The 24,683-nt window shown below is 60.0% G+C and carries 24 protein-coding genes; 4 read left to right on the forward strand and 20 right to left on the reverse strand.

The genetic code is table 11. From position 1 onward, the window contains the following. Window position 1 precedes the first annotated feature (1 nt). The 6 genes from CWI75_RS15110 to CWI75_RS15135 are packed head-to-tail and all read right to left on the reverse strand — an operon-like array spanning window position 2 to window position 4,863. Entirely contained in the window at window positions 2–1,162 is a 1,161-nt protein-coding gene (locus CWI75_RS15110; protein WP_101522400.1) for a thiolase C-terminal domain-containing protein, read from the reverse strand. A gap of 8 nt (window positions 1,163–1,170) precedes the next feature. After that, window positions 1,171–1,593 carry a hotdog family protein gene (locus tag CWI75_RS15115; protein ID WP_101522357.1) on the reverse strand — a complete coding sequence of 141 codons (423 nt, stop codon included), beginning with the start codon at window positions 1,591–1,593 and terminating at the stop codon, window positions 1,171–1,173. An 11-nt stretch (window positions 1,594–1,604) separates the two neighbouring features. After that, window positions 1,605–2,060, reverse strand: coding sequence for an FAS1-like dehydratase domain-containing protein (locus CWI75_RS15120; RefSeq protein WP_101522358.1), 456 nt, complete (start codon window positions 2,058–2,060; stop codon window positions 1,605–1,607). Beyond that, window positions 2,057–3,613 (reverse strand): class I adenylate-forming enzyme family protein, encoded by a 1,557-nt coding sequence (locus CWI75_RS15125; protein ID WP_206604751.1) that lies wholly within the window; start codon window positions 3,611–3,613, stop codon window positions 2,057–2,059. The genes CWI75_RS15120 and CWI75_RS15125 overlap by 4 nt, the downstream gene beginning before the upstream one ends. A 12-nt stretch (window positions 3,614–3,625) precedes the next feature. Beyond that, complete coding sequence (locus tag CWI75_RS15130; protein WP_101522360.1) at window positions 3,626–4,051, reverse strand: nuclear transport factor 2 family protein; 426 nt, start codon at window positions 4,049–4,051, stop codon at window positions 3,626–3,628. Then, entirely contained in the window at window positions 4,048–4,863 is an 816-nt protein-coding gene (locus CWI75_RS15135) for an SDR family NAD(P)-dependent oxidoreductase (protein WP_101522361.1), read from the reverse strand. The genes CWI75_RS15130 and CWI75_RS15135 overlap by 4 nt, the downstream gene beginning before the upstream one ends. A gap of 138 nt (window positions 4,864–5,001) precedes the next feature. Between CWI75_RS15135 and CWI75_RS15140 the strand changes: the two genes are divergently transcribed. Continuing rightward, the gene (locus CWI75_RS15140; protein WP_101522362.1) at window positions 5,002–5,625 is read left to right on the forward strand and encodes a TetR/AcrR family transcriptional regulator; all 624 of its coding nucleotides are present in this window, start codon (window positions 5,002–5,004) and stop codon (window positions 5,623–5,625) included. A gap of 64 nt (window positions 5,626–5,689) precedes the next feature. Here CWI75_RS15140 and CWI75_RS15145 read toward each other — a convergent pair whose 3' ends face one another. Genes CWI75_RS15145 through CWI75_RS15170 form a run of 6 tightly spaced genes read right to left on the reverse strand, consistent with a single transcriptional unit; the run spans window position 5,690 to window position 11,619 of the window. Continuing rightward, window positions 5,690–6,703: an LLM class flavin-dependent oxidoreductase gene (locus tag CWI75_RS15145; RefSeq protein ID WP_101522363.1), complete on the reverse strand. Its 1,014-nt coding sequence runs from the start codon at window positions 6,701–6,703 to the stop codon at window positions 5,690–5,692. 20 nt (window positions 6,704–6,723) lie between these two features. Beyond that, window positions 6,724–7,530, reverse strand: coding sequence for an alpha/beta fold hydrolase (locus CWI75_RS15150; RefSeq protein ID WP_101522364.1), 807 nt, complete (start codon window positions 7,528–7,530; stop codon window positions 6,724–6,726). A 4-nt stretch (window positions 7,531–7,534) separates the two neighbouring features. Next, on the reverse strand, window positions 7,535–8,179 hold the full coding sequence (locus CWI75_RS15155) for a TetR/AcrR family transcriptional regulator (RefSeq protein ID WP_101522365.1): 645 nt from the start codon (window positions 8,177–8,179) through the stop codon (window positions 7,535–7,537). Between the two features lie 44 nt (window positions 8,180–8,223). Further along, the gene (locus CWI75_RS15160; protein WP_101522366.1) at window positions 8,224–9,840 is read right to left on the reverse strand and encodes a long-chain fatty acid--CoA ligase; all 1,617 of its coding nucleotides are present in this window, start codon (window positions 9,838–9,840) and stop codon (window positions 8,224–8,226) included. Between the two features lie 31 nt (window positions 9,841–9,871). Then, the gene (locus CWI75_RS15165) at window positions 9,872–10,891 is read right to left on the reverse strand and encodes a phosphotransferase family protein (RefSeq protein ID WP_241521253.1); all 1,020 of its coding nucleotides are present in this window, start codon (window positions 10,889–10,891) and stop codon (window positions 9,872–9,874) included. Further along, on the reverse strand, window positions 10,888–11,619 hold the full coding sequence (locus CWI75_RS15170; protein ID WP_101522368.1) for an SDR family NAD(P)-dependent oxidoreductase: 732 nt from the start codon (window positions 11,617–11,619) through the stop codon (window positions 10,888–10,890). Before CWI75_RS15170 ends, CWI75_RS15165 begins: the two co-directional genes overlap by 4 nt. A gap of 191 nt (window positions 11,620–11,810) precedes the next feature. Between CWI75_RS15170 and CWI75_RS15175 the strand changes: the two genes are divergently transcribed. Beyond that, complete coding sequence (locus tag CWI75_RS15175; protein WP_101522369.1) at window positions 11,811–13,109, forward strand: acyl-CoA dehydrogenase family protein; 1,299 nt, start codon at window positions 11,811–11,813, stop codon at window positions 13,107–13,109. 78 nt (window positions 13,110–13,187) lie between these two features. Here the strand turns inward: CWI75_RS15175 and CWI75_RS15180 are convergent, their stop codons facing one another. The 5 genes from CWI75_RS15180 to CWI75_RS15200 all read right to left on the reverse strand — a co-directional run bounded on the left by CWI75_RS15180 (window position 13,188) and on the right by CWI75_RS15200 (window position 16,954). After that, window positions 13,188–13,703, reverse strand: coding sequence for a carboxymuconolactone decarboxylase family protein (locus tag CWI75_RS15180; RefSeq protein WP_101522370.1), 516 nt, complete (start codon window positions 13,701–13,703; stop codon window positions 13,188–13,190). Next, window positions 13,693–14,154 (reverse strand): carboxymuconolactone decarboxylase family protein, encoded by a 462-nt coding sequence (locus CWI75_RS15185; protein ID WP_101522371.1) that lies wholly within the window; start codon window positions 14,152–14,154, stop codon window positions 13,693–13,695. The genes CWI75_RS15180 and CWI75_RS15185 overlap by 11 nt, the downstream gene beginning before the upstream one ends. Before the next feature lie 22 nt (window positions 14,155–14,176). Further along, the gene (locus tag CWI75_RS15190; protein WP_101522372.1) at window positions 14,177–14,596 is read right to left on the reverse strand and encodes a DUF1330 domain-containing protein; all 420 of its coding nucleotides are present in this window, start codon (window positions 14,594–14,596) and stop codon (window positions 14,177–14,179) included. A gap of 82 nt (window positions 14,597–14,678) precedes the next feature. Beyond that, window positions 14,679–15,581 carry a fatty acid desaturase family protein gene (locus tag CWI75_RS15195; RefSeq protein ID WP_101522373.1) on the reverse strand — a complete coding sequence of 301 codons (903 nt, stop codon included), beginning with the start codon at window positions 15,579–15,581 and terminating at the stop codon, window positions 14,679–14,681. A 26-nt stretch (window positions 15,582–15,607) separates the two neighbouring features. Next, window positions 15,608–16,954, reverse strand: a complete 1,347-nt coding sequence (locus CWI75_RS15200; protein ID WP_162300105.1) for an acetyl-CoA hydrolase/transferase family protein — start codon at window positions 16,952–16,954, stop codon at window positions 15,608–15,610. Between the two features lie 158 nt (window positions 16,955–17,112). Here CWI75_RS15200 and CWI75_RS15205 point away from each other — a divergent pair, with 158 nt between their 5' ends. Beyond that, window positions 17,113–18,018 (forward strand): hemerythrin domain-containing protein, encoded by a 906-nt coding sequence (locus CWI75_RS15205; protein ID WP_101522374.1) that lies wholly within the window; start codon window positions 17,113–17,115, stop codon window positions 18,016–18,018. A 4-nt stretch (window positions 18,019–18,022) separates the two neighbouring features. Here CWI75_RS15205 and CWI75_RS15210 read toward each other — a convergent pair whose 3' ends face one another. Further along, on the reverse strand, window positions 18,023–18,796 hold the full coding sequence (locus tag CWI75_RS15210; RefSeq protein ID WP_101522375.1) for a GGDEF domain-containing protein: 774 nt from the start codon (window positions 18,794–18,796) through the stop codon (window positions 18,023–18,025). Window positions 18,797–19,014: 218 nt separating this feature from the next. On the opposite strand from CWI75_RS15210, the gene CWI75_RS15215 reads away from it, so the two are divergent. Beyond that, a complete protein-coding gene (locus tag CWI75_RS15215; protein ID WP_101522376.1) occupies window positions 19,015–20,289 on the forward strand; it encodes a succinylglutamate desuccinylase/aspartoacylase family protein in 1,275 nt (424 codons plus the stop codon). Here the strand turns inward: CWI75_RS15215 and CWI75_RS15220 are convergent. Next, window positions 20,286–21,485 carry an MFS transporter gene (locus tag CWI75_RS15220; protein ID WP_206604753.1) on the reverse strand — a complete coding sequence of 400 codons (1,200 nt, stop codon included), beginning with the start codon at window positions 21,483–21,485 and terminating at the stop codon, window positions 20,286–20,288. The genes CWI75_RS15215 and CWI75_RS15220 overlap by 4 nt on opposite strands. Window positions 21,486–21,499: 14 nt before the next feature. Next, entirely contained in the window at window positions 21,500–24,538 is a 3,039-nt protein-coding gene (locus CWI75_RS15225) for an Ig-like domain-containing protein (RefSeq protein ID WP_101522377.1), read from the reverse strand. Window positions 24,539–24,683: the final 145 nt, after the last annotated feature.

Below are 24,683 nucleotides of genomic sequence, written 5' to 3' on the forward strand. Positions count from 1 at the left end.
GTCAGTAACCGTCCCTTCCCAGTATCAGTGTCGTATGGCTGGACATGATCCCACCCTGGGCGTGCAGCAGACCGGCTTCGGCATTCGGTACCTGGCGTTCGCCCGCCGTGTGGCGCAATTGCCAGACGGATTCGGTCAGTGCAAACATCGAACCGGGATTGCCGGGATGGCTGTGGGATAACAACCCGCCGTGGGTATTCACCGGCAGCGCGCCACCGGGGCCAATACCGGCCTCGGTAATGAAGGCCCCGCCCTCGCCCTTCTGGCAAAAGCCGAGATCCTCCAGCTCTACCAGTACCGTGGGTGTAAAGCAGTCGTAGAGTTGCGCAAAGGCCATATCGGCAGGCCCCAGCCCGGCCATGGCATAGGCCCGCTCGCCGGCCTCCACCGCCGCCGATGTGGTGAGGCTGTGCGCCTGGCTGATGTGTTCGTGGCTGTGACCCTCGCCCACGCCCAACACATACACCGGGGTATGGGGAAAGTCACGGGCGCGCTCCGCGGAGGTCATCACGATGGCGGCACCACCATCGGATACCAGGGAACAGTCCAGCAGGTGCAGCGGGTCAGCGATCGGTCGCGACGCCAGCACATCCTCCACGGTGATGGGAGTGCGCATCTGCGCCGCGGGATTACGTGCGGCATGGGCACGACAGGCCACCGCCACCTGCGCAAAATGTTCCGCCGTCGTACCGTATTGCGCCATGTGTGCCTGGGCGACAAGGGCGTAGTACGCGGGCACCGTGAGGCCATAGGGCTGCTCAAACTGGGGGTGGCCAGTAGAGGACTGGACCATCATTGCCTGCTCGCGACTGAGCCCGCTGCGCAGGCTGTCGGCCATGGCGATAACGATGGTATCCGCCATGCCGGTCATGATCGCGGAAGCCGCGTGATGCAGTACCGAAAAGGTGGTACCGCCGCCGGCGCCGGCGGCAAAACAGTAGCGGGGAAAAATCTGCAGGTACTCCGCCATCGCCTCGGCGTGATACAGCATCGGCTGCGACATACTGTTACAGGTAATCAGGCCGTCGACCTGGTGCTTGCTGATGCAGGCATCATCCAGTGCCTTTAAAATCGCATCGACACACAATTCCGTTGCACTCACTCCGGGTACGGTACCCACCCGGGTATCCGCTGCACCGACAATCGCGACCTTGCCACGCATGGAAGCCACTATACCTCCATCACTGCTTTGGCGACGCCGGGGGTAATCACCTCACCGGCCTCATTACGAATGTACACCTCGAGCTGGATTTCACCGCTGGCGTGATCAACCGCGGTTACCTTGCCGCCGGAGTACACCGTGTCGCCGATATAGCATGCGGCGCGATTGGAGTAGGAGATGGAGACCAGCCGGCCCTCTTCGCCCAGCCACTCTTCCACGCTCTGGTTGAGCCAGTCACCCAGCATGGGTCCGGCAATCACCAGCCCCGGGTAGCCTTCCACCTGGGTGGCGTAGGGCTCATCAAAATGAATACGGTGGGCATTCCACAGGGCGGCGTTATACAAAAACAATTGCACATTGTCGGGCTTGAGCGCCCGCTCGGGCAACTCCTCTCCCACCTGTACGGCCGCCAACGGTAAACTTCTGTTCATCAACACGGCCGTTACCTCAGGAGTCTGGTGGTTTGTTCGCGAATAACCGGAGTACCGGCATCATCCACAATCTGCATATCCACCTCGTAGAAAATCAGTGGCCCGGAGCGACCGTGTTTTTCATAGATATTGGTCAGCGTGCGGGTTGCGGTAAGCCAGTCACCGGGATACACGGGCTTGAAATAGTCAATCTCCAGCCCACCCGCCATTGCTTTCTCCAGCGGGAACTTTGGCAGCAGGGTGTCGATGGAGACACCATCCGGGGTCAGCTCATCCAGCTCCACGACATCCCAGAACAACGCCACATGAAACATCGGCGGGGCCTGGTCGCCATCAAGGTACTTACGCTGGCGATTACCGGTCGCGATCGCATATTTGCGAATATCGCGACGCGTCACCAGCTCCCGGTGCGGCGCACTCTGGCGCCCGATAGTGGCAAGCAGCTCGTCACTGAGCAGCGTTGTCATACGTTTCTCTCCCCGTTATTCCAGTAAGGATCGCGCAGTTCCCGCTTGAGAATCTTGCCGGTGGGCGCCTTGGGCAGGCTGTCGACAAAATCCACCGAACGCGGTTTCTGGTAGGACGCCAGGTGTTGGCTGGCGGTGTTGATAATGTCTTCCGCGGTGGCTGTCATGCCCGGCTTGAGCACCACCACCGCCTTGACCGACTCGCCCCACTGGGTATCCGGCACCCCGAATACAGCGGATTCGAGTACCGCCGGATGCTGGTGGATAGCCGCTTCAACCTGGGTGCTGTAGATGTTCTCGCCACCGCTGATGATCATGTCCTTGGCCCGGTCGACGATGAATATGTAACCCTCTTCATCCCATACGGCGATGTCCCCGGTCCACATCCAGCCCTCGCGCAGGGTCTGCTCGGTGAGATCCGGGCGCCCCCAGTACCCCGCCATGTTCGCCTCGGACTGGATCAGGATTTCCCCCGGCGTCGTGCTGTCACGGGGGACCGTATTGCCCTGGCTATCCACCAGCTTGATGGTGGTCATGAAGCCTTCACGTCCACAGGAGCTCAGGCGCTCGGGGTGGATACCCGCCACCGCATTGGCGTGATCTTCCTGGGACAGGAAGCTCATGGTCATACCCTCGGTCTGGCCGTAACCCTGAATGATGGTGCAGGGAAAGGCCTCGAGCGCAGCGCTGACCACACTGTGGGGCATGGGACCGCCGCCGTACTGGATATTGCGCAGGCTGCTCAGGTCATAGTCGGCAAAATTGTCCACCGCCATCATCCAGTTGAGCATGGTGGTAATGCCCAGGAAAGCAGAAACCCGCTCCCGCTGGATGACTTCCAGGGCCAGCCGGGCTTCAAAATTGATCAGCACCAGGGGGCAGCCATGGGCCATATAGTTCATCGCCAGGCCAACCGGAATGTGGAACATCTGGCCGGTCAGCATGTACACATCAGATGGTACGATACGCTCGGCGACTGTCTGGTTGATCATGCCGGCGAACAGCGAGCGATGGGTATGCAGCGCACCTTTTGATTCGCCCGTGGTACCACCGGTGTAGAGGATCAGCACCGGGTCATCATCGCCAACAGTGGCCGCCGCCGCAGGCTCATCCGCGCTCGCCGCGGCCACCAGGGCGTTATAGCTACCATCGCTGTCAGGGCCGAAGGCCAGGGTGACGGGGATGTCCACCAGGGCTCCGAGTTCAGCCGCAATACCGGCATACTCACTCGCGCAGACCAGCACATCCGGCTCGCCCCCGGCGACAATCCTGGCCAGTTCCGGCACGCCCAGACGCCAGTTCAGCGGCTGTACAATCAGCCCGACCAGGGCACAGGCGTAGTAGGTTTCCATGTACTCAATGCAGTTTCTGGCCAGCACCGCCACCCGTGCACCCTTGCGGGCGCCCAGCTCGCCAGTCAGCCCGTTGGCCAGGCGCTGCACCCGCTCGTTCAGCTCGCCATAGCTCATCCTGCGGTCATTGGGCACATCAATCAGTGCCTCCCGCCGGGGATCCAGGCGCGCCGTCTTGGCCGGTATCTTGCCTATATTCACCACAATGCTCCGTTAGTACGACTTGTCCAGATCCAGGTGTCGGGACTGCAACTGCCAGACGCCGTCACGCTGCACGACACGGTCGCGGTAGACCCCGGCGGTCAACAGCTTGATGGCATCGTTTTCCGTGGCCATCAGGGTGAGATTGGAAATCACCACCACGCCTTCACCGGTGTCTGCTTCAAAAAAGATATTGGAAACCGCATGGCGTCGCTTGTCGGCCTGCTCCGCCATGGAGCTGCTCATCAATTGCATGATGCCGTCGCGACTTTCAAAGGGGCCGATGACATCGCCACCGGCAATACGCATACTGAAACTGGCGTCTTCCGCAAAGCTGGCCGCCAGCATTTCCATCTCACGCTCGTCCAGGGCATAGGCCGCCCGGGCAAGCAACTCGTGTATTGCCAGTTTTTCGGCGACTGTGATTTCTGCGCTCATGCGGTTTCTCCCATACCCAGTACATCCAGGGTCCCACGCCAGGCGAGGGACCCACCGTCTATCAGCCACACCGCACCGTTGATAAAGCTGGCGGCGGGGCTCGCCAGGAAACACACCAGTTCTGCCACGTCCTGCGGTTTGCCCATGCGCGGGATCAGGTGGGTAAGGGTCATGGTGTTGAGCATGGCCGAGGGGTCAGGCGCGGCGGCAAGGAAATCGTCAACCATTTTGGTATGAATGGAGCCCGGGCAATAACAATTCACCCGGATCCCGTCGGGCGCCAGGTCTACCGCGAGCATTTTGGTCATCTGCATTACCGCACCCTTGCTGGAGCCGTAGGCGACACAATTGGGATAACCGGTAACGGAACTGGTGGAGCCCGCATTGATAATGGAAGGCAGTGCACTCTCGCGCAGATACGGCAGGGCATACTTGGCACAGAGCCAGACACCGGTGACATTGACCGACATGACACGATCAAATGTTTCCCTGCTCATGGATTCCAGCGACAGCTCCTGCGACAGCATGCTCTCGTGAATGCCGGCGTTATTGTGGAGCACATCGATGCCGCCAAGGTCTGTGCCGGCGGCTGCCATCAACGCCTTCACTTGCGCTTCATCGGTAACATCACAATGTTGATAGAATGCTGTCCCGCCTTCAGCGCGAATTGACTCCACCACAGCCAGCCCATTGGCGTCATTGGTATCGGACACCATCACCCTGGCGCCGTAGCGGGCAGCCAGGGTCGCGGTACCGGCACCAATTCCCGCGCCGGCGCCGGTAATGACAAATTTCAGGTCTTCAACATTCATTATTGTTATCCATAACGGAATATGCGGAAATGATAGCCCTACTTTGAACAATGTTCAAGTTTAAATGCAGGCCCTTCCCGCGGCAACTACCGGGAAACCAATAGCCGCTTTTCCCATTAACTGCTACAGTCCATCGCCATGACAAAAACACAAAAAAAATCAGCAAAAAGCGACGCGCCCGCACGCCCGGGTTCACGTGGTGCGAACCGCAGAAGAGTTATCTTCAAGGCGCTGCACGACTGCATCATCAACAAGGGATATGTAAAAACCACCCTCGCGGATGTCGCCGAGCGCGCGGACATGTCCGCCAGCCACCTGCTGTATTATTTCAATGGCAAGGAGGCCATTCTCGAACAGTATTTCGCCAACGTCGCAGTGCGCTTTCTACAACGCATCGAGAATTTTGCCGGCAACCCGCCGCAAGAACAGATTGAGCTGCTCGCGGACTTCTGGTTCCGGGGAGAAACCAGCACCAAGCTGGAGATCGGCTTCATGCTGGAATGCTTTGGTGCCGCGGTTAATGACAACATACTGCGGGTCACCAAGACCGATTTTGACGGTCGCTGCAAGGCGTACCTGGTGGATGTTTTTGAAGCTGCCCCGCAGCTGTTCCTGGCCGACGCCAGTGACTCGGCGGAGATCGCCTATTCGATGATGATCGGGCTGCGCTCCGCCGTGTACTTTGATGATGACGTTACGCTGGAAAGCGCGCACCGCCTGTTCATAGATACCCTGAACAAAATGTGCGGGTTCGATACCTGAAACCGCACCCCGGCCGGGCTGCGCTCAGCTGCGCTCAGCCGGGCTGCGCTCAGCTGGGCTGCACTCAGCCCGTTACACGCGGCAGCCGCGGCAGTACTTTCTCCGCGATATAGCGCATACGCCGGTTACCGGATTCCAGCGGCTCGCCGGGAAACTGGGCCCAGAAGTGAATATCGCTGATCATCGGGTAATCCTTCGCCAGCTTGCTGAGCTTGGCTACCGCCATATCCGCATCCCACAATTCGTACAGGCCGTTTTCGACCGCGCTGGCAACGTTATCGTGCAGCTTCGCCTGGTCCGGCGGGCCGAACGCTCCCCACTTTATGTATTCGTTGGTCTGGTAGAGGATATGCTCGCCAATCCTGTTGGCCTCGGCTTCGGGATCCTCGGCGATAATGGCCCAGTTACCGAGCACGATATTGCCTTCTGCCAGGGTCTTGCCCTGTCGCAACAGCGCTTCACAGTAGCTGTCCAGGCCCAGGCCGCCGGTCGACAGGAAGCCGTCGGCAATACGCGCGGCGCGGTCAATGGCCGGTACCGCCATACCACCCAGCAGAATGGAGGGCGGATGTACCGGCGTAGGCGTAATACACAAATCCCCCACTTCAAATCGCTTGCCCGCAAAGTTGACCGGGGCACCCGACCAGCCGCGACGGATCACCTCGATCCCCTCTTCCACCAGGCTGGGGCGATGTGACACCTTGCGCTTGAACTGGTCAAACTCAACCTGGCGGTAGCCGATACCTACCCCGAGATCAAAGCGCCCACCGGTGAGCAGCGACAGGGTTGCGCAGTCCTCTGCCATGCGCACGGGATCGTGCAGGGGCAACAGCATCAGGTTGGTACCGATGTGCATGTTGGTGGTGCGAGCACCAATCGCGGCGGCGACCACCAGGGGCGACGGGGTATAGCCGTCGTCACAGAAATGATGCTCGGTAAGCCACACGGAATTGAAGCCAAGCTGCTCCGCCTCGGCTATCTGCTGCAGTCGGCTCGCATAGAATACTTCAAAATCCTCGCGCCACTGGGCAGGATTGCGAAAGTCATACCAGAGGCCGTAATTTATCGTTCGTGACATTATAAAATTCTCCCGGGAGCTCAGGCGTTGTCAGCAAGGAAGCTGAGTAAATCGCGGTTATAGTCTTCTGACACTTCAATGAAAGGCGCGTGACCCACACCCTCGTATTCAACCACGCGGGCATTGGCATTGTTCTGGCCCACCCAGCGGCAGATCTCGGGATCGACGAAGACATCCGCGGAACCGACGAAGGACAGAATGGGCATGGATAGCGCCGCCAGCTGGGCGCGCTGGTCGAGCGGCGCCAGCTGCGCCAGGGAGGCAGAGGCCATCGGCGATGCGCTGCAGAATACCTGCCACATCCAGCGCTCAATGGGCTCGCCCACGTCTTTGGCACACACCGCCTGCGCCAGGCCGGCGAGAAACGAGACCCGGTCGGCCGTGAGTGCCGCCAGGGTGCCGGCCATGTCTTCGGCGGTGCCTCCAGCGGGAAAATCGGGCTTCTGCACATAGATGGGTGATGCCCCGCAGGTGAGCACCAGGCCCGAGCAACGCTCGCCGAGCTGGTCAGCGGCCTCTACTGCAACAGCGCCGCCCAGGGACCAGCCATTGAGCACCACCGATTCAAGGCCCAGTTCGCCGACCAGCCTGACCACGTCACCGGCGATCGCCAGGATACCCATGTCCGCAAAGTCCTTGTCTGACTGTCCGCAGCCACGGTGGTCAATAAGCACTACCCGTTTGCCGGCCGCCAGCAGTGCCGGCAGCGTATTGTCCCAGGCGCGACAACTCATGCCCCAGCCGTGAATCAGCAGCACCGCGGTGCTACCGCTACCGTAGTCTTCGTAATACACATTTTTTGCACAATCGGTTTTCAGGAGTGCCATAGCCTTAGTCCTTCTTGCTGAGGAGTCGTTTTATCGTGGACTCGTAGTCGTCAAAAATGGCGGGCAGATCCAGCGCTTCGGCGTTCACCAGCCACTGATAGATAATCCCGAAAATGAAGCCGTTGAATTGTACGGAGAACTGCTCCGCATTAATGACCGGGTCAATCTCGCCCTGTTCGATGCCGAGCTGGACCCAGCGCGCCGCATCTTCACGATAGATGCGGTGGTGATCCGCCAGCTTGTTCCTGATCTTGGAGTCGTGCCCCAGGGACTCGTACCAGAGGATGTACATGGCGCGCATGTAGCTCGGCTCGGCAATGAGGAACTCACGTACTGCGCGCAGCGCCGCCAGCACGGCCTCGATACCGCTCTTGTCACCCACATGGTCATTGATGTGGGCTTTCCAGCGACCATCAAACCGCGTAAACAGCTGGCCGAGAAAACCCTCCTTGGAGCCAAAGCGAGAGTGGGCAAGGCCACGGCTGTAGCCCGCAAGTTCACCAATTTCCTTGAGCGTGGTGCGCTCGGTACCGTGTTCGCTGATCAGCTTGATGGCAGCATCAAACATGCGGGTATCCGATAACGCGGTGCGCTCCGCCTGGGTCCTGCGGCGGGCGGGGGCAACCGCCCCCTTAACCTGTGCTCTCATGAACTCGTTTCTCCTGGCTGCGGCCTGCCGGGTACAGCCTGCCATTATTTTTTGTAGTGTATCGCGAACTCACCGGCCTCTTGCTGAATACGCAGCAATTTCTTGTCTATTTTGCCCACGCTGGTCTTGGGAATACTCTCCACAAAGGCCCAGTATTCGGGAATCCAGAACTTTGCCACGCGATCAGCGAGAAACTCGCGGAAAGGATCGCCGGAGGTAGCACCGCTTGCGGATACAACGATGGCCAGCGGCCGTTCCTGCCAGCGCTCGTCATCAACCGCGATGACCGCCACTTCGATGACATCGGGGTGTGACAGCAGCGCGTTTTCAAGGTCCACGGAGGAAATCCACTCACCACCAGACTTGATTACATCCTTGGTGCGATCCGTTAACTGTACAAAGTGTTTTTCATCAATGTAGCCGACATCGCCAGTGCGCAACCAGCCGTCGGCGGTAAATGAATCCTCTGCACTGTTATTGTGATAGGCGCCGGTTACCCAGGGTCCGCGCAGTTGTAATTCGCCGATGTCGCGGCCATTGTGCGGCAATTCATTGCCGGCCTCGTCCACCACCCGTACCTGGACCCCGGGTACCGGACGACCACTTTTGGCCCGCCAGGGTGTCTCACCACCGGGGCCGGGGTCTCGCGGAGGATGCGACAAATGGCACAGCGGACTTGTTTCGGTCATCCCCCAGCCCTGCAATACCGGCACCCCCCAGTGCTCGCGGGCGGCATCGATCATCGCCGGTGCCACCGCCGCACCGCCGGCCACCAGCATCCGGAAGCAGCTCATATCGAGGCCACCGCGCTTGGAAGCGCGCAGCATATCGCCGAGGATGGTGGGGACCATGGCGGTAAAGGTGGGACGCTCGCTGCGGATCATCGTTTCGATGCCATCGGCCTGCAAGTGCGGCCCGGGCATGATGAAATCACTGCCACTGAGCCAGCCGCTGTAGGGCAGCCCCCAGGCATTGGCGTGGAACATTGGCGGCAGCAGCAGAATCCGGTCGCGCTCATTGATACCAAAGGTGTCGGTCGCGCGCGAGGCCAGCGAGTGCAGGAAGGTGGTTTTATGGCTGTAGACAACACCCTTGGGATTGCCCGTGGTGCCGCTGGTATAGCACACCGCAGCCGCCCGGGTTTCGTCAAATTCCGGCCAGTCAAAGTGTCCGCTGGCAGCGGCCAGGGCGGATTCGTAACAGGTTGCGGGAATACCCCCCACCGCGGTGTCATCGGCGCCCACCAGGAGGACATGCTCCACGGTTTCCAGCAGGGGTATCACCGGCAAAAACAACTCCAGCAGGCTCGCATCGAGAATCAGCACACGGTCTTCGGCATGGTTGATCACATAGGCAATCTGCTCACTTGATAACCTGATGTTGACGGTATGCAGAATCGCACCCATCGAGGGCACGGCCAGGTAGGCCTCCATGTGGGACAGGTTGTTCCAGCTGAAGGTGGCAACCCGGTCGCCCAAACCCACGTCCAGGCCCTGCAGGGTTTCCGCCAGGCGCACGGCGTGATCCGCCACCTGCCGATAGGGTGTCCAGGTAGTGACCGCGCCATCAAACACACCGACCCGGCTGTCGGGAAATATGCCGGCACCGTGCTCCATGATCATCCGCACGGTCATCGGTGTGTGCATCATTGTTGCATTCATTATCATCTATCCTTTTTACCAGCGCGCCTTTTTACCAATGCCCTTTGGCGGCCGCCTCTGCCTCGGCGAGCAACGCCGGCACATCGTACTCCAGGCCGCGCGCGTATTCCGTATCCACCTTGCCCTCGCAATACAGGGCGTAGGCACCTTCAACAATCGCTGCGAGACGCCAGAACGCAAAACAGAGGTAGAAATCAAGCTTCGCCACCGAGAAGCCGGTAGCGGCACTCCAGCGCTCGGCCAGGGCACGCCGGCTGACCACACCGCTGCGCCGGGTCACCGCCTGCAGGCGCCGGAAGCCCGGGGGGTCCACCGCCCTGGGGCCCCAGAACATCAAAAACAGGCCGAGATCCGCCGTCGGATCCCCGATTGCCGCCAGCTCCCAGTCAATCACCGCCGCGAGCTCGGGTCGATCCGGCCGCGCCAGGGTGTTATCAATATGGAAGTCGCCATGGATCAGGCCAACGGGGCCGTCGCTGGGCAGGTTGGCCAGCAGCCACTCGGCGAGCTCGGCCAGCCGGGGCAGGTCGCGCACGGGTGCCTGCGCGCGGGCATCACGCCAGCGCGTAATCTGTCGTTCCAGGAAATTGTCGGGGTTGCCGAATTTTTCCAGCCCGACCTTGCGCCAGGGTAGCTTGTGAATGGCCGCCAGCTCGTCGACCAGGTCTTCACCCAGGCGGTTTACACTGGTGGCGGTATCCGGGTAGGCCGGGGGTAGCGTATCGGTGATCGCAATACCATCTACGTGAGACACCAGCAGGAAAGGGCGGCCCAGCACCGCGGGGTCATCGCACCAGCCTATTACCTCGGGCGCCTTCACATAGCCCTTGATCGCGCGCAGCACGGTGGCCTCGCGCTCAATCCCGCGATGGGCAGTGGCGGAGATGGCATTCTCCGGCGGCGTGCGCAGCACCAGCGGACCACTGTCGGTATCCAGTAACAATGTCAGGTTGGAGTTGCCGCCGCTCAGGGCGCGTGCCACTTTGGCACCGGTGATGCCGGTGTGCTCGGCCATCCAGCTCGCCAGCGGTGCATTCAAGTGCTCCATCATCCCGGCACCCCAAAACTGCTCATCAGGCCGCCATCGACAGGCACAAAAGCGCCCGTCATGTAGCGCGAGCGGGCCACCCACTCAACCACTTCGGCAACTTCCTCCGGCTGGCCATAGCGGCCCAGGGGAATTGTCTGGCGCATGGATTCCAGCGCCCGCTCGGACAGCCCGCCGGTCATTTCAGTTAACACCAGACCCGGGATAACCAGGTTCACGGTAATACCACGCTTGGCAAACTCGATAGACAGCGCGCGAGTAAGACCCGCCAGCGCGGCCTTGGACGCCGCGTAGGCAGAGTCGCCGGGGAATCCGCGGAAGCCGACCACGGCGCCGATATTGACCACCGCCGCCCCCTCGCCAAGATGGGGGTCCGCCGCCCGGATCACGTTAACAGCGCCCTTGAGGTTGGTGTCCAGCACACTGTCCCAGTCGTCCAGCCCGATACGCCCGATCTTACCGCCCCGGTGTAAACCGGCATTATTGACGAGGTAGTCCAGCTTCCCCCAGCGCTGGACAACCGAGTTCACCGCCGCTTTTACCGCTACCATATCGGTAACGTCCGCCCGACAGGCCATGCAGTTGTCGCCCAGCTCTTGCGCCAGCGCGGCAACACCGTCGCCGCGCGCAAGCACCGCTACCCGATCACCTGCTTTTATGGCACGTTCTGCTATCGCGCGACCGATACCACGGGACGCGCCCGTTATTAACCAACTTTTTTGCTCTACCATTGTTCTCCAGCCATCCGGTGAGTTTATTATTTGCTTGTTTGCATCTAACAAGTCTAAACTAGGGCCTGCTCAAGTCAAGCAAAACAATGTTTTGCAGACAAAGGCCAGACAAACATAACCGGTGCATAGAGGTGCGGGCCCGCCTGCAGTATCCTCGACCAACCAGGATTCACACGCAAGAGGACACAATAGTGAGTTGGAGCTTTGAAACCGACACTGAATTCCAGCAAGAGCTGGACTGGATCGAAAAATTCACCCGGGAGGAGATAGAGCCACTGGACCTGGTGTTTCGCGAGCCTGGAGATCCCTGGGACCCCGCCTCCCCTGCGGCAAAAGCGATGGCGCCGCTGCGCGCAATTGTCAAGGAAAAGCGGCTGTGGGCCTGCCACATCGGCCCCGAGCTGGGCGGTGAAGGCTACGGCCAGGTCAAGCTCGGCCTGATGAATGAAATCCTGGGCCGCAGTCGTTTTGGTCCCAGCGTATTCGGTTGCCAGGCGCCGGATTCCGGTAACGCCGAAATCCTCGCGCACTTTGGCACGCCAGACCAGAAGGCGCGCTTCCTGCAGCCGCTGCTCAACGGTGAAATCGCCTCCTGCTATTCAATGACCGAGCCCCAGGCGGGTGCGGACCCGGCGGAGTTTACCTGTGTCGCCACCCGCGACGGCGACGAGTGGGTTATCAACGGCGAAAAATGGTTTGCCTCGCACGCCCGCTTTTCCGAATTCCTGCTGGTCATGGTGGTTACCGACCCGGACGCCCCCATTCACCAGGGCGCCTCCATCGTGCTGGTGGAAAAAGACACACCGGGGATGGAAATCATTCGCAACTCGGCGGTGGGACCCTATGTTGAGCAGGGCGACGGCGTACACGCCTACATTCGCTTTACCAATTGCCGGGTGCCCGCGGAGAATCTGCTGGGCGAGGAAGGCCAGGGCTTTATTGTGGCCCAGACCCGCCTCGGTGGCGGTCGCGTGCATCACGCCATGCGTAGTGTCGGTGTGCTGAAAAAAGCCATGGACATGATGTGTGAGCGGGTACTCAGCCGCACCACCAAGGGTGAACTGCTGGCACAAAAGCAGCTTACCCAGGAGAAAATCGCGGACAGCTATACCCAGATCCTGCAGTACCGGTTGCACGTGCTGTATACCGCCTGGCTGATCGACAAGCACAAGGAATACAACCGTGAAGTGCGCAAGGAAATTGCCGCGATCAAGGCGGCGACACCCAAGGTGCTGCACGAAGTGATCTACCGCGCGATGCACCTCCACGGCAGCCTGGGTATGTCTGATGAAACACCGCTGATGACCATGTGGGCGAACATCCCCGAGCTGGGTATTGTCGATGGCCCTTCAGAGGTGCACAAGATCACCGTCGCCCGTACCGTGCTGCGTGAGTACCAGCCGGCAGAAGGGTTATTCCCAAGCTACCACACGCCCACGCTGCGCGAAGCGGCGATGAAGAAGTACGGGCATTACCTGGTAGAGGGCTGAACGCCCGGGTGACTGAATGACCAACCGCGAAGCTCCTGCTCAAGGCAGCAGCTTCGCGATTCACCCTGCCCACCAACGCTAACGCGGAACGCTGATCTCCATCACCGGTACATGGTCCGGCATGCCGCCCAGGCCCACGGCGCAGCGTGAGAAACCATTGAAGTACGCTACCACCAGCGATAAATGCAGCAGTTCCTGTTCGCTGAACTCCTCCAGCAAGTCCCCTTTCAGACCCTCATTCAACCCCGCCGGATCCTGCGCGTACTGATCCGTAAAGGCGATAATCAGGTTTTCCCTTGGGGATAGTTGCTCCGCCGGTGACTGCTGCCGGATGATCTGCACCTTTTCTTCGGTCAACCCCGCCGCCATGGCAACGTCATAGCGCACCGCCTGGCAGAACACACAACCCACATGTTGTGCGTTGCGCAGCCTCGCGAGCTCTATCTCCGCGGCATTGAGTGGCCCGGCATCCCAGATCGCGGCATTCAACGCCAGGTAGTGTTCCAGCGTCTGGGGGACAATGCCCAGCGCGGAATCCCTGATCACGTTGCCGGTATCACTGGCCGGAGCCTGTACCCGTGCTTCAGTGGCCATTGTCGGTCACTCCTGTTGCCGAGGTTTGCCAGATCAGGCCCAGGCGAATAACACCATCAAACACGCCCAGGGCCTGCAGCAAGGCGACCAGCCCGACCTCGCCGTGGTGTTGCTTGACGGCGGTCGCCTGTTCATCGGTAATATTCCTGCAGTCCATGGCATATATTTCGGTGAATTCCAGGCAGGCGCGCTCGGCCGCGGTAAAGAGTTCGCCGCGATGCCAGTCCTTGAGGCTGTCGCGTTTGGCGGACGCCAGCGGATACTTCTGCAGTTCAAAATCAGCGTGGCTGCGATGCAGTTGCGCCAGGCGCAGGCGGCACAGCTCCAGCGTCTGTGCCGGCAACTGGGGCAGTTCCCAGAAGCTGGCGTACAGCTGCTCGAAGTGGTCACCAATCACCGGCAATGCAGCGGTGTGTGTCTCGCGGTCCGCGCCATCAATAATCCAGCTCATGAAGGTCTCTCCCTGTTACTGTTCAGCCGCCGAAACCGTCACCCGCGGCGGCTTCACCCATGCGCAGCAGGCGACTGTCTTTTACCGCAACCTGGCGGTGCACTACCGCTTTTTTGTAGGCTTCGTCGGTCACCATGGCCATGAATGCGCCTGAATTCGGGTAGCGGGCAATAAACGCTATATCCCAGTGCTTGTCCGTGGGCCCGATTACCATGCACTCCGGCTTGCCCCGCCAGACGATACTGCCACCCAGGCCCTGGAATATGGGGCCGCTTTCCCGGCCATAGCGGGCATAAGCCTCGGCTCCTGTCACCTGCTCGCCATCCGGGTAGTGGGCCTCGGCGTTGAGCCGGATCAGGTTGAGCATGAATATCGGGGTATCGCGCGGCAGGCTCTTGAACTCGTCAAACTGCTCGCGGGTAGGGTCAACGTAATACGCCATGCGGATCATGCTCCTTCAGAGTTGCGGAATCGGTTTACCTTATTATTGATACTGCCACAGTCACCTGAGTACTCAAACGGCTTCAGACTACGACATGGCGCAACAACGGGCCGTAACCGTTGAATTGCGGCACGCCGTCCAGGGCGTGGCCTGCCTGCAGGTGCCGGCGCAGTGCCGCCAGTCGATAACAGGGTACGCTGGCCATGAAATGATGCTCAAGATGGTAGTTCACCCCGTTGGGCGCCAGCAGCAGGCGCTGCCACCAGGGCGCGTCCACGGTGCGGGTATTCATGCGCGGATCGGGGTGATAGAGGTCCGGCACCGCGGCGTGCTCGGCTATCTGGCGAATACGGATCACCAGCATGTACGCGGTAACAAAGGTGCCCAGCCACAGCAGATAGGCCCAGGCGATCCCGAACGCCGCCAGCACCGCTATCATCAGGCCCTGCACCAGTAACTGGGCGAGAAAGGGCCGCGCGCTGGCACGCCGTTCGCTGCTGGTAATGCCGGCGGCGCCGCGCCCAATGGCGGCCAGCAATTTAAATCCGGTCCGGCCACTGAGGTCGCGCGCCAATTTGCGGCGGAAGCTGGCCCTGGACACTGGATAAGCCGCGTAGTTGGCCAAATCGGGATCATCCCGGCTACCGGCCAGTTGGTGGTGGCGCAGATGACCCCGGGCATAGGAGGGCATATCGTTGAATACGGGTAGTGCGCAGAACCACTGGCCGACTACGGTATTCAACCAGGGGGTGCGGAATAATGTGCGATGGCCCGCCTCGTGGGTCAGTACCGCCAGTCCCAGCTGGCGCCCTGCCAACAGGGGCACCGCCAGCAGTATGGTCAGGGGCTGTGGATACAGTCCCACCACGACAAAGATGGCGATGATGGCCAGCCAGTTGCCCAGCACCAGACGCCAGGCATGGGCGTCGCTCTTGGCGGTGAAGCGGGCGATGTCCTCCCGACTCAGATAATCTGCAATTTTCATATCGGTACCCGGCGCCCCCAGCCCTCTCATGGAACCACCGCAAAGCTTACTTTTTTCGGCGGCACAGGTATACCGCTATCACGCCCAGCTGCGCAACCCCAACGTCTCCCGGCCTCGCGTGCCAGCTGTTCGCGAAAATCCGGGTGCGCTATCCGAACAAGATCCGCAGCGCGCTCCGCAATTGAGCGCCCGCGCAACTCGGCAATACCGTACTCCGTCACTACATAATCCACCTGTGCCCGGGTGGTTACCACACCGGCACCGCTGGCCATGGCGGCGACCAGGCGTGACACTTTGCCGCCGCGGGCGGTACTGGGCAGGGCGATGATCGATTTGCCGCCCTCGGAGTACATCGCACCCTGGACAAAATCCACCTGCCCGCCCACACCGGAATAGATCTTGTGGCCCATTGAGTCAGCGCAGACCTGGCCGGACAGATCCACCTGAATGGCACTGTTGATGGACATTACCTGCTTGTTGCGGGCGATGACCACCGGGCTGTTCACGTACTCCACATCCAGGAATACCACTTCCGGATTATCATTCACAAAATCATAAAGCCGCTGCGAACCCATGGCGAAACTGGTCACCACGCGCCCGTGCACCACTTTCTTGCGGGAATTGTTCACCACCCCGCTTTCCAGCAAAGCCAGCACGCCATCGGAAAACATTTCCGTATGCACACCCAGGTCCTTGCGATTGCCCAGGCACGCCAAAGCCGCATCCGGAATGGCGCCGATGCCCATTTGCAGGCAACTGCCATCCTCCACCAGGCTGGCCACATGCTCACCAACCCGGCGATCCACTTCGGACACTGCACGGCTTTCGTGCAGTAACAATGGTGCCGGTTGGGTGAAGGCATAATCAATACGCTTCAGGTTGATGAAACCATCACCGTGAGTGCGCGGCATATTCGGGTTGATATGGGCAACGATCCTGCCCGCCACTTCACAGGCGGCCGCCGACGCTTCCACTGAAATACCCAGGGAGCAGTTACCGTGTTCGTCGGGGCTTGAGACCTGGACCAGGGCGGTATCAATGCGCTGTTCACCACGGCGGAACAGTTTGGGGATTTCCGAGAGAAAGATAGGCACGTAATCGGCGCGGCCCTGGTTGATAAGGTCACGAGTTACCTTGCCTGCAAAAAAACAGCGGTTGCGCAAGTGTCCTTCGAGCGCGGGATCGGCCAGCGCCTCTGCGTGTTCCAGGTGCAACTGCAGTATATTGACATTGCGCAGGTCACGCTCGCGGGCATGAATGGCCAGGGCATCCAGCAATACCGTGGGGGTTGCGGCCATGGAGTGGCTCCAGAGAAATTCACCGGAGCCGATTGCGGCAACCGCTTCCATGGCGCTGTTCACATAGTGTGGCAATTACAACTCCTCAAAGCGGGTAGGCAGGCACAACCGACTATGCAGCATAGCCGCAAATACGCTATGTTTGAACTTTAAGGCAAAAAGAGCTGGAACCAGTGTGTGGTTGAGACGCCACATCCGGCATGTACGCCAGCGACACTTGAACAGGGGTCCACATGGCAATATCGGAACGCAAACCACAGACCAGAAAAGCGGCCACACCGCCGTTAATGGCGACCCTGCGAGCCGAACACGTTCACCTAGAGAGTGTCGCGGGGTTACTGGAAGAACAGTTGAACGCGATCGAGGCCGGCAAACCCGTTGATGCGCACGTGCTGTATGAAATCATGAACTATCTCGGCACCTGGGCAGACCGCTACCACCATCCGCGAGAAGACCTGATCTATGGCAGGGCCGCTGAACTGGACCGGCAGCTGGCGGACGATGTCGACAGCCTGCAGCGGCAGCACGACAGCATGGCCAGGAAGGGGCAGGCGCTGCAACAGAGTATCGCCGGTTGGCGCGACGGCACTGTCGACAGTACTACGCTGGTAGGTGAAGGCCGTGCTTATCTTGATAACAGCCTGAACCACATGCACAGTGAAGAACAGCGGGTCTTTCCCCGCATCGAAGCCCTGCTGACAACCGCAGACTGGCGCGAACTGGAGTTGGATGACCGCCTGCAACCTGCCGGCGACCCACTGTTCGGGGCCAGGGCTGACAGGGAGTTCCGCAACCTGGCCCGCAAGCTCAAGCGCGGCCTGCGCCACCGCCTGGAGCAGGGTGTTGTCGCGGAATGGGCAGGGCTGGGAGCCGCTGTTGAGTCCTGGGAAATTATGTGTGGCGCCAGACGCTCCGCCCTCACCATCACCGGCGAAACGGTGCGCCAGTCGGCACGGGATTCATTGCGCATCCTGGGCGAGACGCCGCTCACCGCTGGTGTGCGCTGTGCAGCCAACAATACGCGCCTCGGTGGTCGCTGGCTGGCGGAGGTATTCGATATCGCCCGTGACGCGGGCACCGACCTGGCGCGAGTAAACCGGGAGCGTCGGGACAACATCGAGCGTGCTCGCAACAGTTAGGACTTCAAGTGCCGACGGAGGCTGGGGAGACAATGGCACCCACCGGCTGGCCAGTAGAGCTCGCGGCTATGACGACACGATTCCTGCCGGTATCCTTGGCGCCGTAAAGCGCGGAGTCTGCCGCGAGGTAAAGATCATCTTCATTCATACCCGGCTGCAATTCCGCTATCCCGATACTACAGCTTACCTTGAGCTCTGGCCCCAACTCCTCCAGTTCGATGTCGGCTATGCTTTGCCGCAGTCGCTCGGCAACCACCAGGCCGGTGGGCAGCGATGTCAGCGGTAGCTGAACCCCGAATTCCTCACCACCCAGGCGCCCGACCATGTCCGCCTTGCGCAGTTGTGCCTGCAGGGTTGTGGAGACTTTTATCAGCACTTTGTCACCAACGGTATGGCCGCAGGTGTCGTTGATCGCTTTAAAAAGGTCCAGGTCCAGCACCAGCAGGCAAAACGACTGATTGTAGCGGGAGACCATTGCGATATGGTTACCCAGCGCCTGGAAAAAGTGCCTCCGATTGGGGATCTGGGTGAGATGGTCGGTAAGGGATTCCGCCCTCAACATTAATGCCAGTTGTCGCTGCTTTCGATACAGCACCAGCATGATCATCAGTGACAGTGCCATAAATCCCAGCAATATCGACAGTGTTGTCTCGGTCACTGTCGCACCCAGCAACTCCTGCGCACCGGCAGGCAGTGGCACCAGCGTACCCATAACCGGCACCTGGCGCATGAACCCCGGCCGCGCACGCCCGGAAACGTCGTCCCTGAATTCTTTCACATGACTTTCCCTTGCCACTGACACTCGATTATTGGCATATCACCCGCCCCTGACAACCTTTAACGCCGGTTAATTTTGTTTTTGGTGTCTGGAAAGAAGACGCGAATATCCACACAACCGGGCTCGCCTGCGCAAATTCGTCCACCAAACCTGATACTATCGCTTTTTTAATCCGGGATGATGTTTTGCAGGATTCCACACATGGCTCCAGACACGCAATGACGATACGGCCGTCAGGCCTGGCCAGGAAGGCCAGCCAGCTGTTGTTAGCGGGCGCGATTAGTGCCACCGCAGTGCCCGGTAACGCCGCAGCCATTACCGACACCAATACGGCGGTCGTCGCAGGGGATAGCGTGGCCACCACCTCCGAGGTACTGCCTGAAGCCGAGCCGGAGCAGGAAATTCCAGAGGAGGCAATTGATGTCACGCCACACCTGGACTTACTGAAGACGAGGGTTCCGCCCAATACCTATACCCGTTTGGCCTGGGCGCCGACCCAGTCCTTTGAGGGCATCTATATTGCCACGCCGGTGCTGGTAGCCAACGGTGCCGACCCCGGCCCCACCCTCTGCATTACCGCTGCCCTGCACGGGGATGAATTAAACGGTATCGAAACCGTACGCCGGGTGTTATACAACCTGGACCCGGCCAAACTCAAGGGCACGGTAATCGGTGTACCCATCGTCAATCTCCAGGGCTTCCACAGCAGCTCGCGCTATCTGGCTGACCGGCGCGACCTCAATCGCTATTTCCCGGGAGACCCCGGCGGCAGTTCCGCGTCACGTCTCGCCTACTCGTTTTTCAACGAAATCATTCAACACTGCAGCGCGGTTGTGGATCTGCACACAGGTTCCTTCAATCGCACCAACCTGCCCCAGTTGCGAGGCGATCTCAGCAACCCCGGGGTTGTACAGCTGACCAAGGGCTTCGGCTCAACAGTGGTCCTGCACAGCGACGGCTCCAAGGGTACCCTGCGCCGCGCCGCAGTGGAGTTCGGGATACCGGCGGTCACACTTGAAGCCGGAGGCCCATCGGTGCTGGATGAGGATAGTGTCGAGCACAGCGTCAAGGGCATACGCACCCTGCTCAACCACCTCGGCATGACTGCCCGCTTCAGCCTGTGGGGCGACCCCGAGCCGGTCTACTACAACTCAGTGTGGCAGCGGGCACCAGTGGGTGGCATCGTGTTCAGCCGGGTAGCCCTGGGGCAGAGTGTGAAAAAGGGTGAAGTACTGGCCACAATCAATAACCCCATCACCAATGTGCGCACCCGGATTGTGTCCAGTTATGATGGGCGCATTATCGGCATGGCACTCAATCAGGTAGTACAGCCGGGTTTTGCCACACACCATATCGGCATCGCACCACCGAAGGACCAGATCAGCGACCCGGAGCCGGTGGTTACCCTCGAGGGGCGACCGGAGCCCGGTGATGCTGACGAAGAAATGGCTGAAATCAGCGAAGACGAGGATGAAGCGCGCGGCGAAGACTAAACCGGCTGTTGCTGGCGGGTAATGAAGCGTCCCTGTTCATCAATATCCAGATGGCGATTCCTGCCCGCCAGCAGTGCCAGCAGCATCGCTGCCACTACCAGCCCCGTCAGCAGCGCCCATATTCCGCCTATGCTCGCCTCAAAATGCAACAACACCCCGACCAGCAGCGGCCCCAGTGCCGCCAGGCAATAGCCGATACCCTGGGTCATTGCCGACAACTGCCCCGCTATTGCCGGCGTTGAGCTGCGCAGTACCAGCAGCGTCAGTGCCAGGCTGAAACTTCCCCCCTGCCCCAATCCCAGTGCCACGACACCTGGCCAGCGCAGTACCGGCGGTCCCAGCAACAGGCAGTAGAACCCCGCGCCTATGAGCGCCAGCAGCAACAATAATGCAGGACGCTCATCGCGCCCGAGTCGGGCAAGCCACGGCGCGCCGAGGGCCGAGAACAATTGTACAAAGACGGAAGCGCCCAATAGCACACCGGCTTCGGCTTCACCGATATCACGCCGCTGCAACAAGGTGGGGAGCCAGCCAAACACAATATAGGCCATCGACGACTGGCACCCCATCAGCAGGGTTACCTGCCAGGCCAGGGGCGAGCGCAGCAAACCGGTCCCCATTATGCCGTGCCGCTGATGACCCGGACGGGGAATGGGCTGGGGCATCATCGCCCACCAACATACCAATGCGACCAGTGCCGGCAGCGCCCAGCTGCCAAGGCTGCGCTGCCAGCTGCCCAGCCACTCCGCCAGTGGAATACTCAGGCCGGCTCCCAGAGCGCCACCCAGGCACAGTGCCATGGTGTAGAACCCCGTCACCAGGTCGGCGCCCCGGGGCAGTTCGCGCTTCACCAGAACCGGCAGTACCGTACCGGCAATACCAATAGCGGCTCCCGCCATCGCAGTGCCGGCAAACAGGGGCCACAGGCCTTCTCCTGCGCGCAACAGCAAAGCGACAGCCAGCAGCAAAAGAGCAATGGACAGTGTGCGTTCAATGCCTATACGGCGGGATAACCAGGGCGCGGCTGGCGCGAACAGTCCCAGGCACAAGACAGGCAAGGTCGTGAGCACCCCGATTGCCGCCGCGGACAGACCCAGTTCCAGCTGCACTCTCGCCAGCAGGGGGGCTAGCGAGGACAGCGCTGGTCTCAGGTTCAATCCCACCAGCGCCATCAGCAAAAACAAACCGATGCGCACCGGCTAAACCCCGATCAGAATGCCAGTTCCCAGCGCGCCCCGAAGGACACTGTTTCTCCACTGAGGCCATCGTAACCACCCAGGGCCTGGTAGGACACAAAGCCACTGAAGCCGTGGGCAAACTGGGCCGCAACACCGGCACCATAGACCATATAGCTGGTATCGGGATCATCAACCCGGATCTGCAGTGTGCTGTCGGCGAAGGGATCGTTGACAAACCGGTAGCGCACACCGGCGGCGCTGTCTTCCAGCTCGCGGGTATATTCAAGCCGCAGGTACGGTGTGATCACACCCCAACCGGGCAGGAACATATAGCTGAGCTGGCCACTGGCGCTCACCGTCATGGACTGGAAATCGTTATCGCTTACCGCCAGGTTAAGACCCTGGGCACCGGTTTCGGTGAAGCCGTCAACACTCCCGTCAAGATAGAAAAAGCGCATAACCGGGTCCAGCCGCAAGGCACCGGAGCTGAAGGAATAACCGGCGTTAACGCTGACATAGTATTCAGAGCCATCGGTGGAACCTGCCGCCGTGCGCTCGACACTGCCGCCGAAATCCTGGTAGGAAATATTGCGCTCGGTATCGACATCGGACCAGCCATAGCTAAAGATGCCATCGACGTAGCCGTTGCCTGAATACAGGCTTCCGTAGACCGCCAGCGCCTGATTATCTGTCGTGGTTTCGCCCTGCTGCTGGTCAAAAGTCACCTCTGCCTGGCCTATGGATAAAGACGTACCAACAAAGGCGTTATCGGTCAGCCGGTAATCCATGCCCACGGTGAGCGTCTGCGAATCAAAATCAAAGCCGGATTCCAGTCCGGTACGATCCTGGTCACCAAAACTGAGATCGCCGGTAACGAATACACCCAGGCGGCTGCCCGCGAGCATTTCATCGCCACTGGCGCCCATACCCAGGCTTTCCTGAAGAAGGGCATCCAGGGTGCTGCCGGAAACACGAGAATTTTCATAGTTGAGGTCAAGGCCGGCCAGACTGACACCGCGCGAGCCCTCGCGGACCCTCGCCATACGGCTGCCATGGTTACGGAACTGCGAAAACGACAGGACCCGAACCGTTTTACCAATAGCCGCCAGTTCTTCGGGAGTAATCACCCGCAGCGCATCCAGAGCCTGCTTTGCGGTGGTACCCTGCTTGCGCAGATTAGCGCAAAGGGTCAGCAGGTCCTGCTGGTCCGCATTGGCTGGATCAAGACGGGTGCAGATATCATCGAAGCGCCGAGCAACCGCCAGTTCATTGGGCGTCGCGTCGACCAGCACACTGGTGCCATCGGCGTCCTTCTTGGCCGCAAGGCCACCTTCACCTGCGGTATTCCCGTCTACTGTCAGGAGTACCGTAGCAACGTTGGATTCCAGGCCATCGGGATCACGCACCAGGTAGGTAAAACTGTCATTGCCGGTGAAGCCTGCAAACGGTCGATAGGTGAAGCTGCCATCGGGATTGATCTCGAGACTGCCCTCCCCAGGGTCGGTTACCTTGATCGCGGCCAGGTCCTGGGGATTGGCATACAGGTCGTTGGTAATCAGGTTCGCACCGCTGAAATCGCCTTCGAATTCGTCGTCTACCGCGACAGCAGGGGTTACGGTTGCGTCGACAACCAGCAGCGTCACCGTAGCCACATCACTCAGCAGCTCGCCATTGGAAGCCCGGTAACTGAACACATCCTCGCCCACAAAGCCGGCGTTGGGCTCGTAGGTAAAGGTACCCGAGGAGTTGAGCTGCACAGTACCGTTTGCCGGACCCTGTTCCAACAGCGCTACCAGCCCTGCTCCGCTGGGATCCTCATCGTTGGCCAGCACATTGCGGCCGGCGAAATCGGCACCAAAGTTATCATCCAGTGCAACGGGGTTGAGTGGAACGGGTTCCTCAGCCGGGGCTTCCACCTGCAGTGTCACGGTGGCGGTGTTACTCAGCTCGCTGCCATCGCTCGCCTGGTAGGTAAATGAGTCAGTACCACTGAAGCCCGTCGCAGGCGTATACGAAAAGCTGCCGTCGGAGTTCAGGGTCAGGCTGCCATTCTGGATAGGCGTTACCAGAATGGCGGTCAGGGGATCTTCATCTACATCGGTATCGTTGGCGAGCACATTGCGGCCCTGGTAATCAAAACCGAAATTATCATCCTGAGCCACTGGCGCGCTGTTGGCGGGCGCCTCGACCAACAGCGATACTGTTGCCACGTTGCTGAGATCAGTGCCATCACTGGCCTGATAGGTAAAAACGTCATTTCCACTGGCGCCGGTATTGGGTGTATAGGTGAAGGTTCCATCGGAATTGAGCGTTACAGTGCCCAGCTCCGGCTGGGTCACCAGGATCGCCGTCAGGGGGTCTTCATCAATATCGGTATCGTTGGCGAGCACATTTTTGCCCTGGTAATCCACTCCGTAGCTATCGTCCTGTGCCACTGGCGGGCTATTGGCGGGCCCTTCTACAAATAGTGTTACGGTCGCTATATTACTGAAGTCCCCGTTGGCTACCGCCCGGTACTGGAAGCTGTCCGAGCCGGAAAAGCCTTCGTTGGGTGTGTAGCTGAACGTGCCATCGAGCTGCATGAATACGGTTCCGCCCAGGGGCTGGGAGACCAGGTCCGCGGCCAGTGGGTCCCCTTCCGCATCGGAGTCGTTACTGAGGACATTCTGCCCGAGGTAGTCGCCACCATAGTTATCGTCAACCGCCACCGGTGGCGTATTGCTTTCCGAAGTACTGCCCCCGACCTGCAAATACACATTAACGACATTACTGAATTCTCCGGCGGCCTCGGCCCGGTACTGGAACGTGTCCGGGCCCGAAAAACCTTCGTCCGGCGTATACTCGAACACACCGTTGGTCTGCAGGAATACGGTACCACCCTGGGGTTGGGAGACCAGGTCCGCGCTCAGGGGATCGTCGTCAGCATCGGAGTCATTGTCGAGTACGTTCGCACCCGAGAAGAAACGACCGTAATTATCTTCAACCGCCACGGGTGCGGCGGCATGGGCGGCTTGAGATAAGCAGGACAGTAATCCCACCACACACACCACGGCAACATGTTGGACTTTCATTGCGAACTTTCCCCCAAGAAAACGCAACCGCCCGGGTATAACCGGACAGCGTGAACCTGCCGCCTGTGGCAGCTATTATATACAATCCCACTCGCCGACAAGATAACACCTTTTACGCGGGACGGCATGCCCCCCAGCATGAATC

It is taken from the genome of Kineobactrum sediminis, from assembly GCF_002868715.1.
In the GTDB taxonomy this organism is placed as follows: Bacteria; Pseudomonadota; Gammaproteobacteria; order Pseudomonadales; family Halieaceae; genus Kineobactrum; species Kineobactrum sediminis.

Bases quoted from the DNA above. Each gene is read 5' to 3' on its own strand.
- CWI75_RS15170 (WP_101522368.1), bottom strand. From the start codon at position 11,619: ATGGTAGAGCAAAAAAGTTGGTTAATAACGGGCGCGTCCCGTGGTATC.
- CWI75_RS15145 (WP_101522363.1), bottom strand. From the start codon at position 6,703: ATGTCACGAACGATAAATTACGGCCTCTGGTATGACTTTCGCAATCCT.
- CWI75_RS15160 (WP_101522366.1), bottom strand. From the start codon at position 9,840: ATGAATGCAACAATGATGCACACACCGATGACCGTGCGGATGATCATG.
- CWI75_RS15120 (WP_101522358.1), bottom strand. From the start codon at position 2,060: ATGACAACGCTGCTCAGTGACGAGCTGCTTGCCACTATCGGGCGCCAG.
- CWI75_RS15150 (WP_101522364.1), bottom strand. From the start codon at position 7,530: ATGGCACTCCTGAAAACCGATTGTGCAAAAAATGTGTATTACGAAGAC.
- CWI75_RS15205 (WP_101522374.1), top strand. From the start codon at position 17,113: ATGGCAATATCGGAACGCAAACCACAGACCAGAAAAGCGGCCACACCG.
- CWI75_RS15110 (WP_101522400.1), bottom strand. From the start codon at position 1,162: ATGCGTGGCAAGGTCGCGATTGTCGGTGCAGCGGATACCCGGGTGGGT.
- CWI75_RS15165 (WP_241521253.1), bottom strand. From the start codon at position 10,891: ATGATGGAGCACTTGAATGCACCGCTGGCGAGCTGGATGGCCGAGCAC.
- CWI75_RS15225 (WP_101522377.1), bottom strand. From the start codon at position 24,538: ATGAAAGTCCAACATGTTGCCGTGGTGTGTGTGGTGGGATTACTGTCC.
- CWI75_RS15180 (WP_101522370.1), bottom strand. From the start codon at position 13,703: ATGGCCACTGAAGCACGGGTACAGGCTCCGGCCAGTGATACCGGCAAC.
- CWI75_RS15215 (WP_101522376.1), top strand. From the start codon at position 19,015: ATGACGATACGGCCGTCAGGCCTGGCCAGGAAGGCCAGCCAGCTGTTG.
- CWI75_RS15115 (WP_101522357.1), bottom strand. From the start codon at position 1,593: ATGAACAGAAGTTTACCGTTGGCGGCCGTACAGGTGGGAGAGGAGTTG.
- CWI75_RS15195 (WP_101522373.1), bottom strand. From the start codon at position 15,581: ATGAAAATTGCAGATTATCTGAGTCGGGAGGACATCGCCCGCTTCACC.
- CWI75_RS15135 (WP_101522361.1), bottom strand. From the start codon at position 4,863: ATGAATGTTGAAGACCTGAAATTTGTCATTACCGGCGCCGGCGCGGGA.
- CWI75_RS15190 (WP_101522372.1), bottom strand. From the start codon at position 14,596: ATGGCGTATTACGTTGACCCTACCCGCGAGCAGTTTGACGAGTTCAAG.
- CWI75_RS15185 (WP_101522371.1), bottom strand. From the start codon at position 14,154: ATGAGCTGGATTATTGATGGCGCGGACCGCGAGACACACACCGCTGCA.
- CWI75_RS15140 (WP_101522362.1), top strand. From the start codon at position 5,002: ATGACAAAAACACAAAAAAAATCAGCAAAAAGCGACGCGCCCGCACGC.
- CWI75_RS15130 (WP_101522360.1), bottom strand. From the start codon at position 4,051: ATGAGCGCAGAAATCACAGTCGCCGAAAAACTGGCAATACACGAGTTG.
- CWI75_RS15155 (WP_101522365.1), bottom strand. From the start codon at position 8,179: ATGAGAGCACAGGTTAAGGGGGCGGTTGCCCCCGCCCGCCGCAGGACC.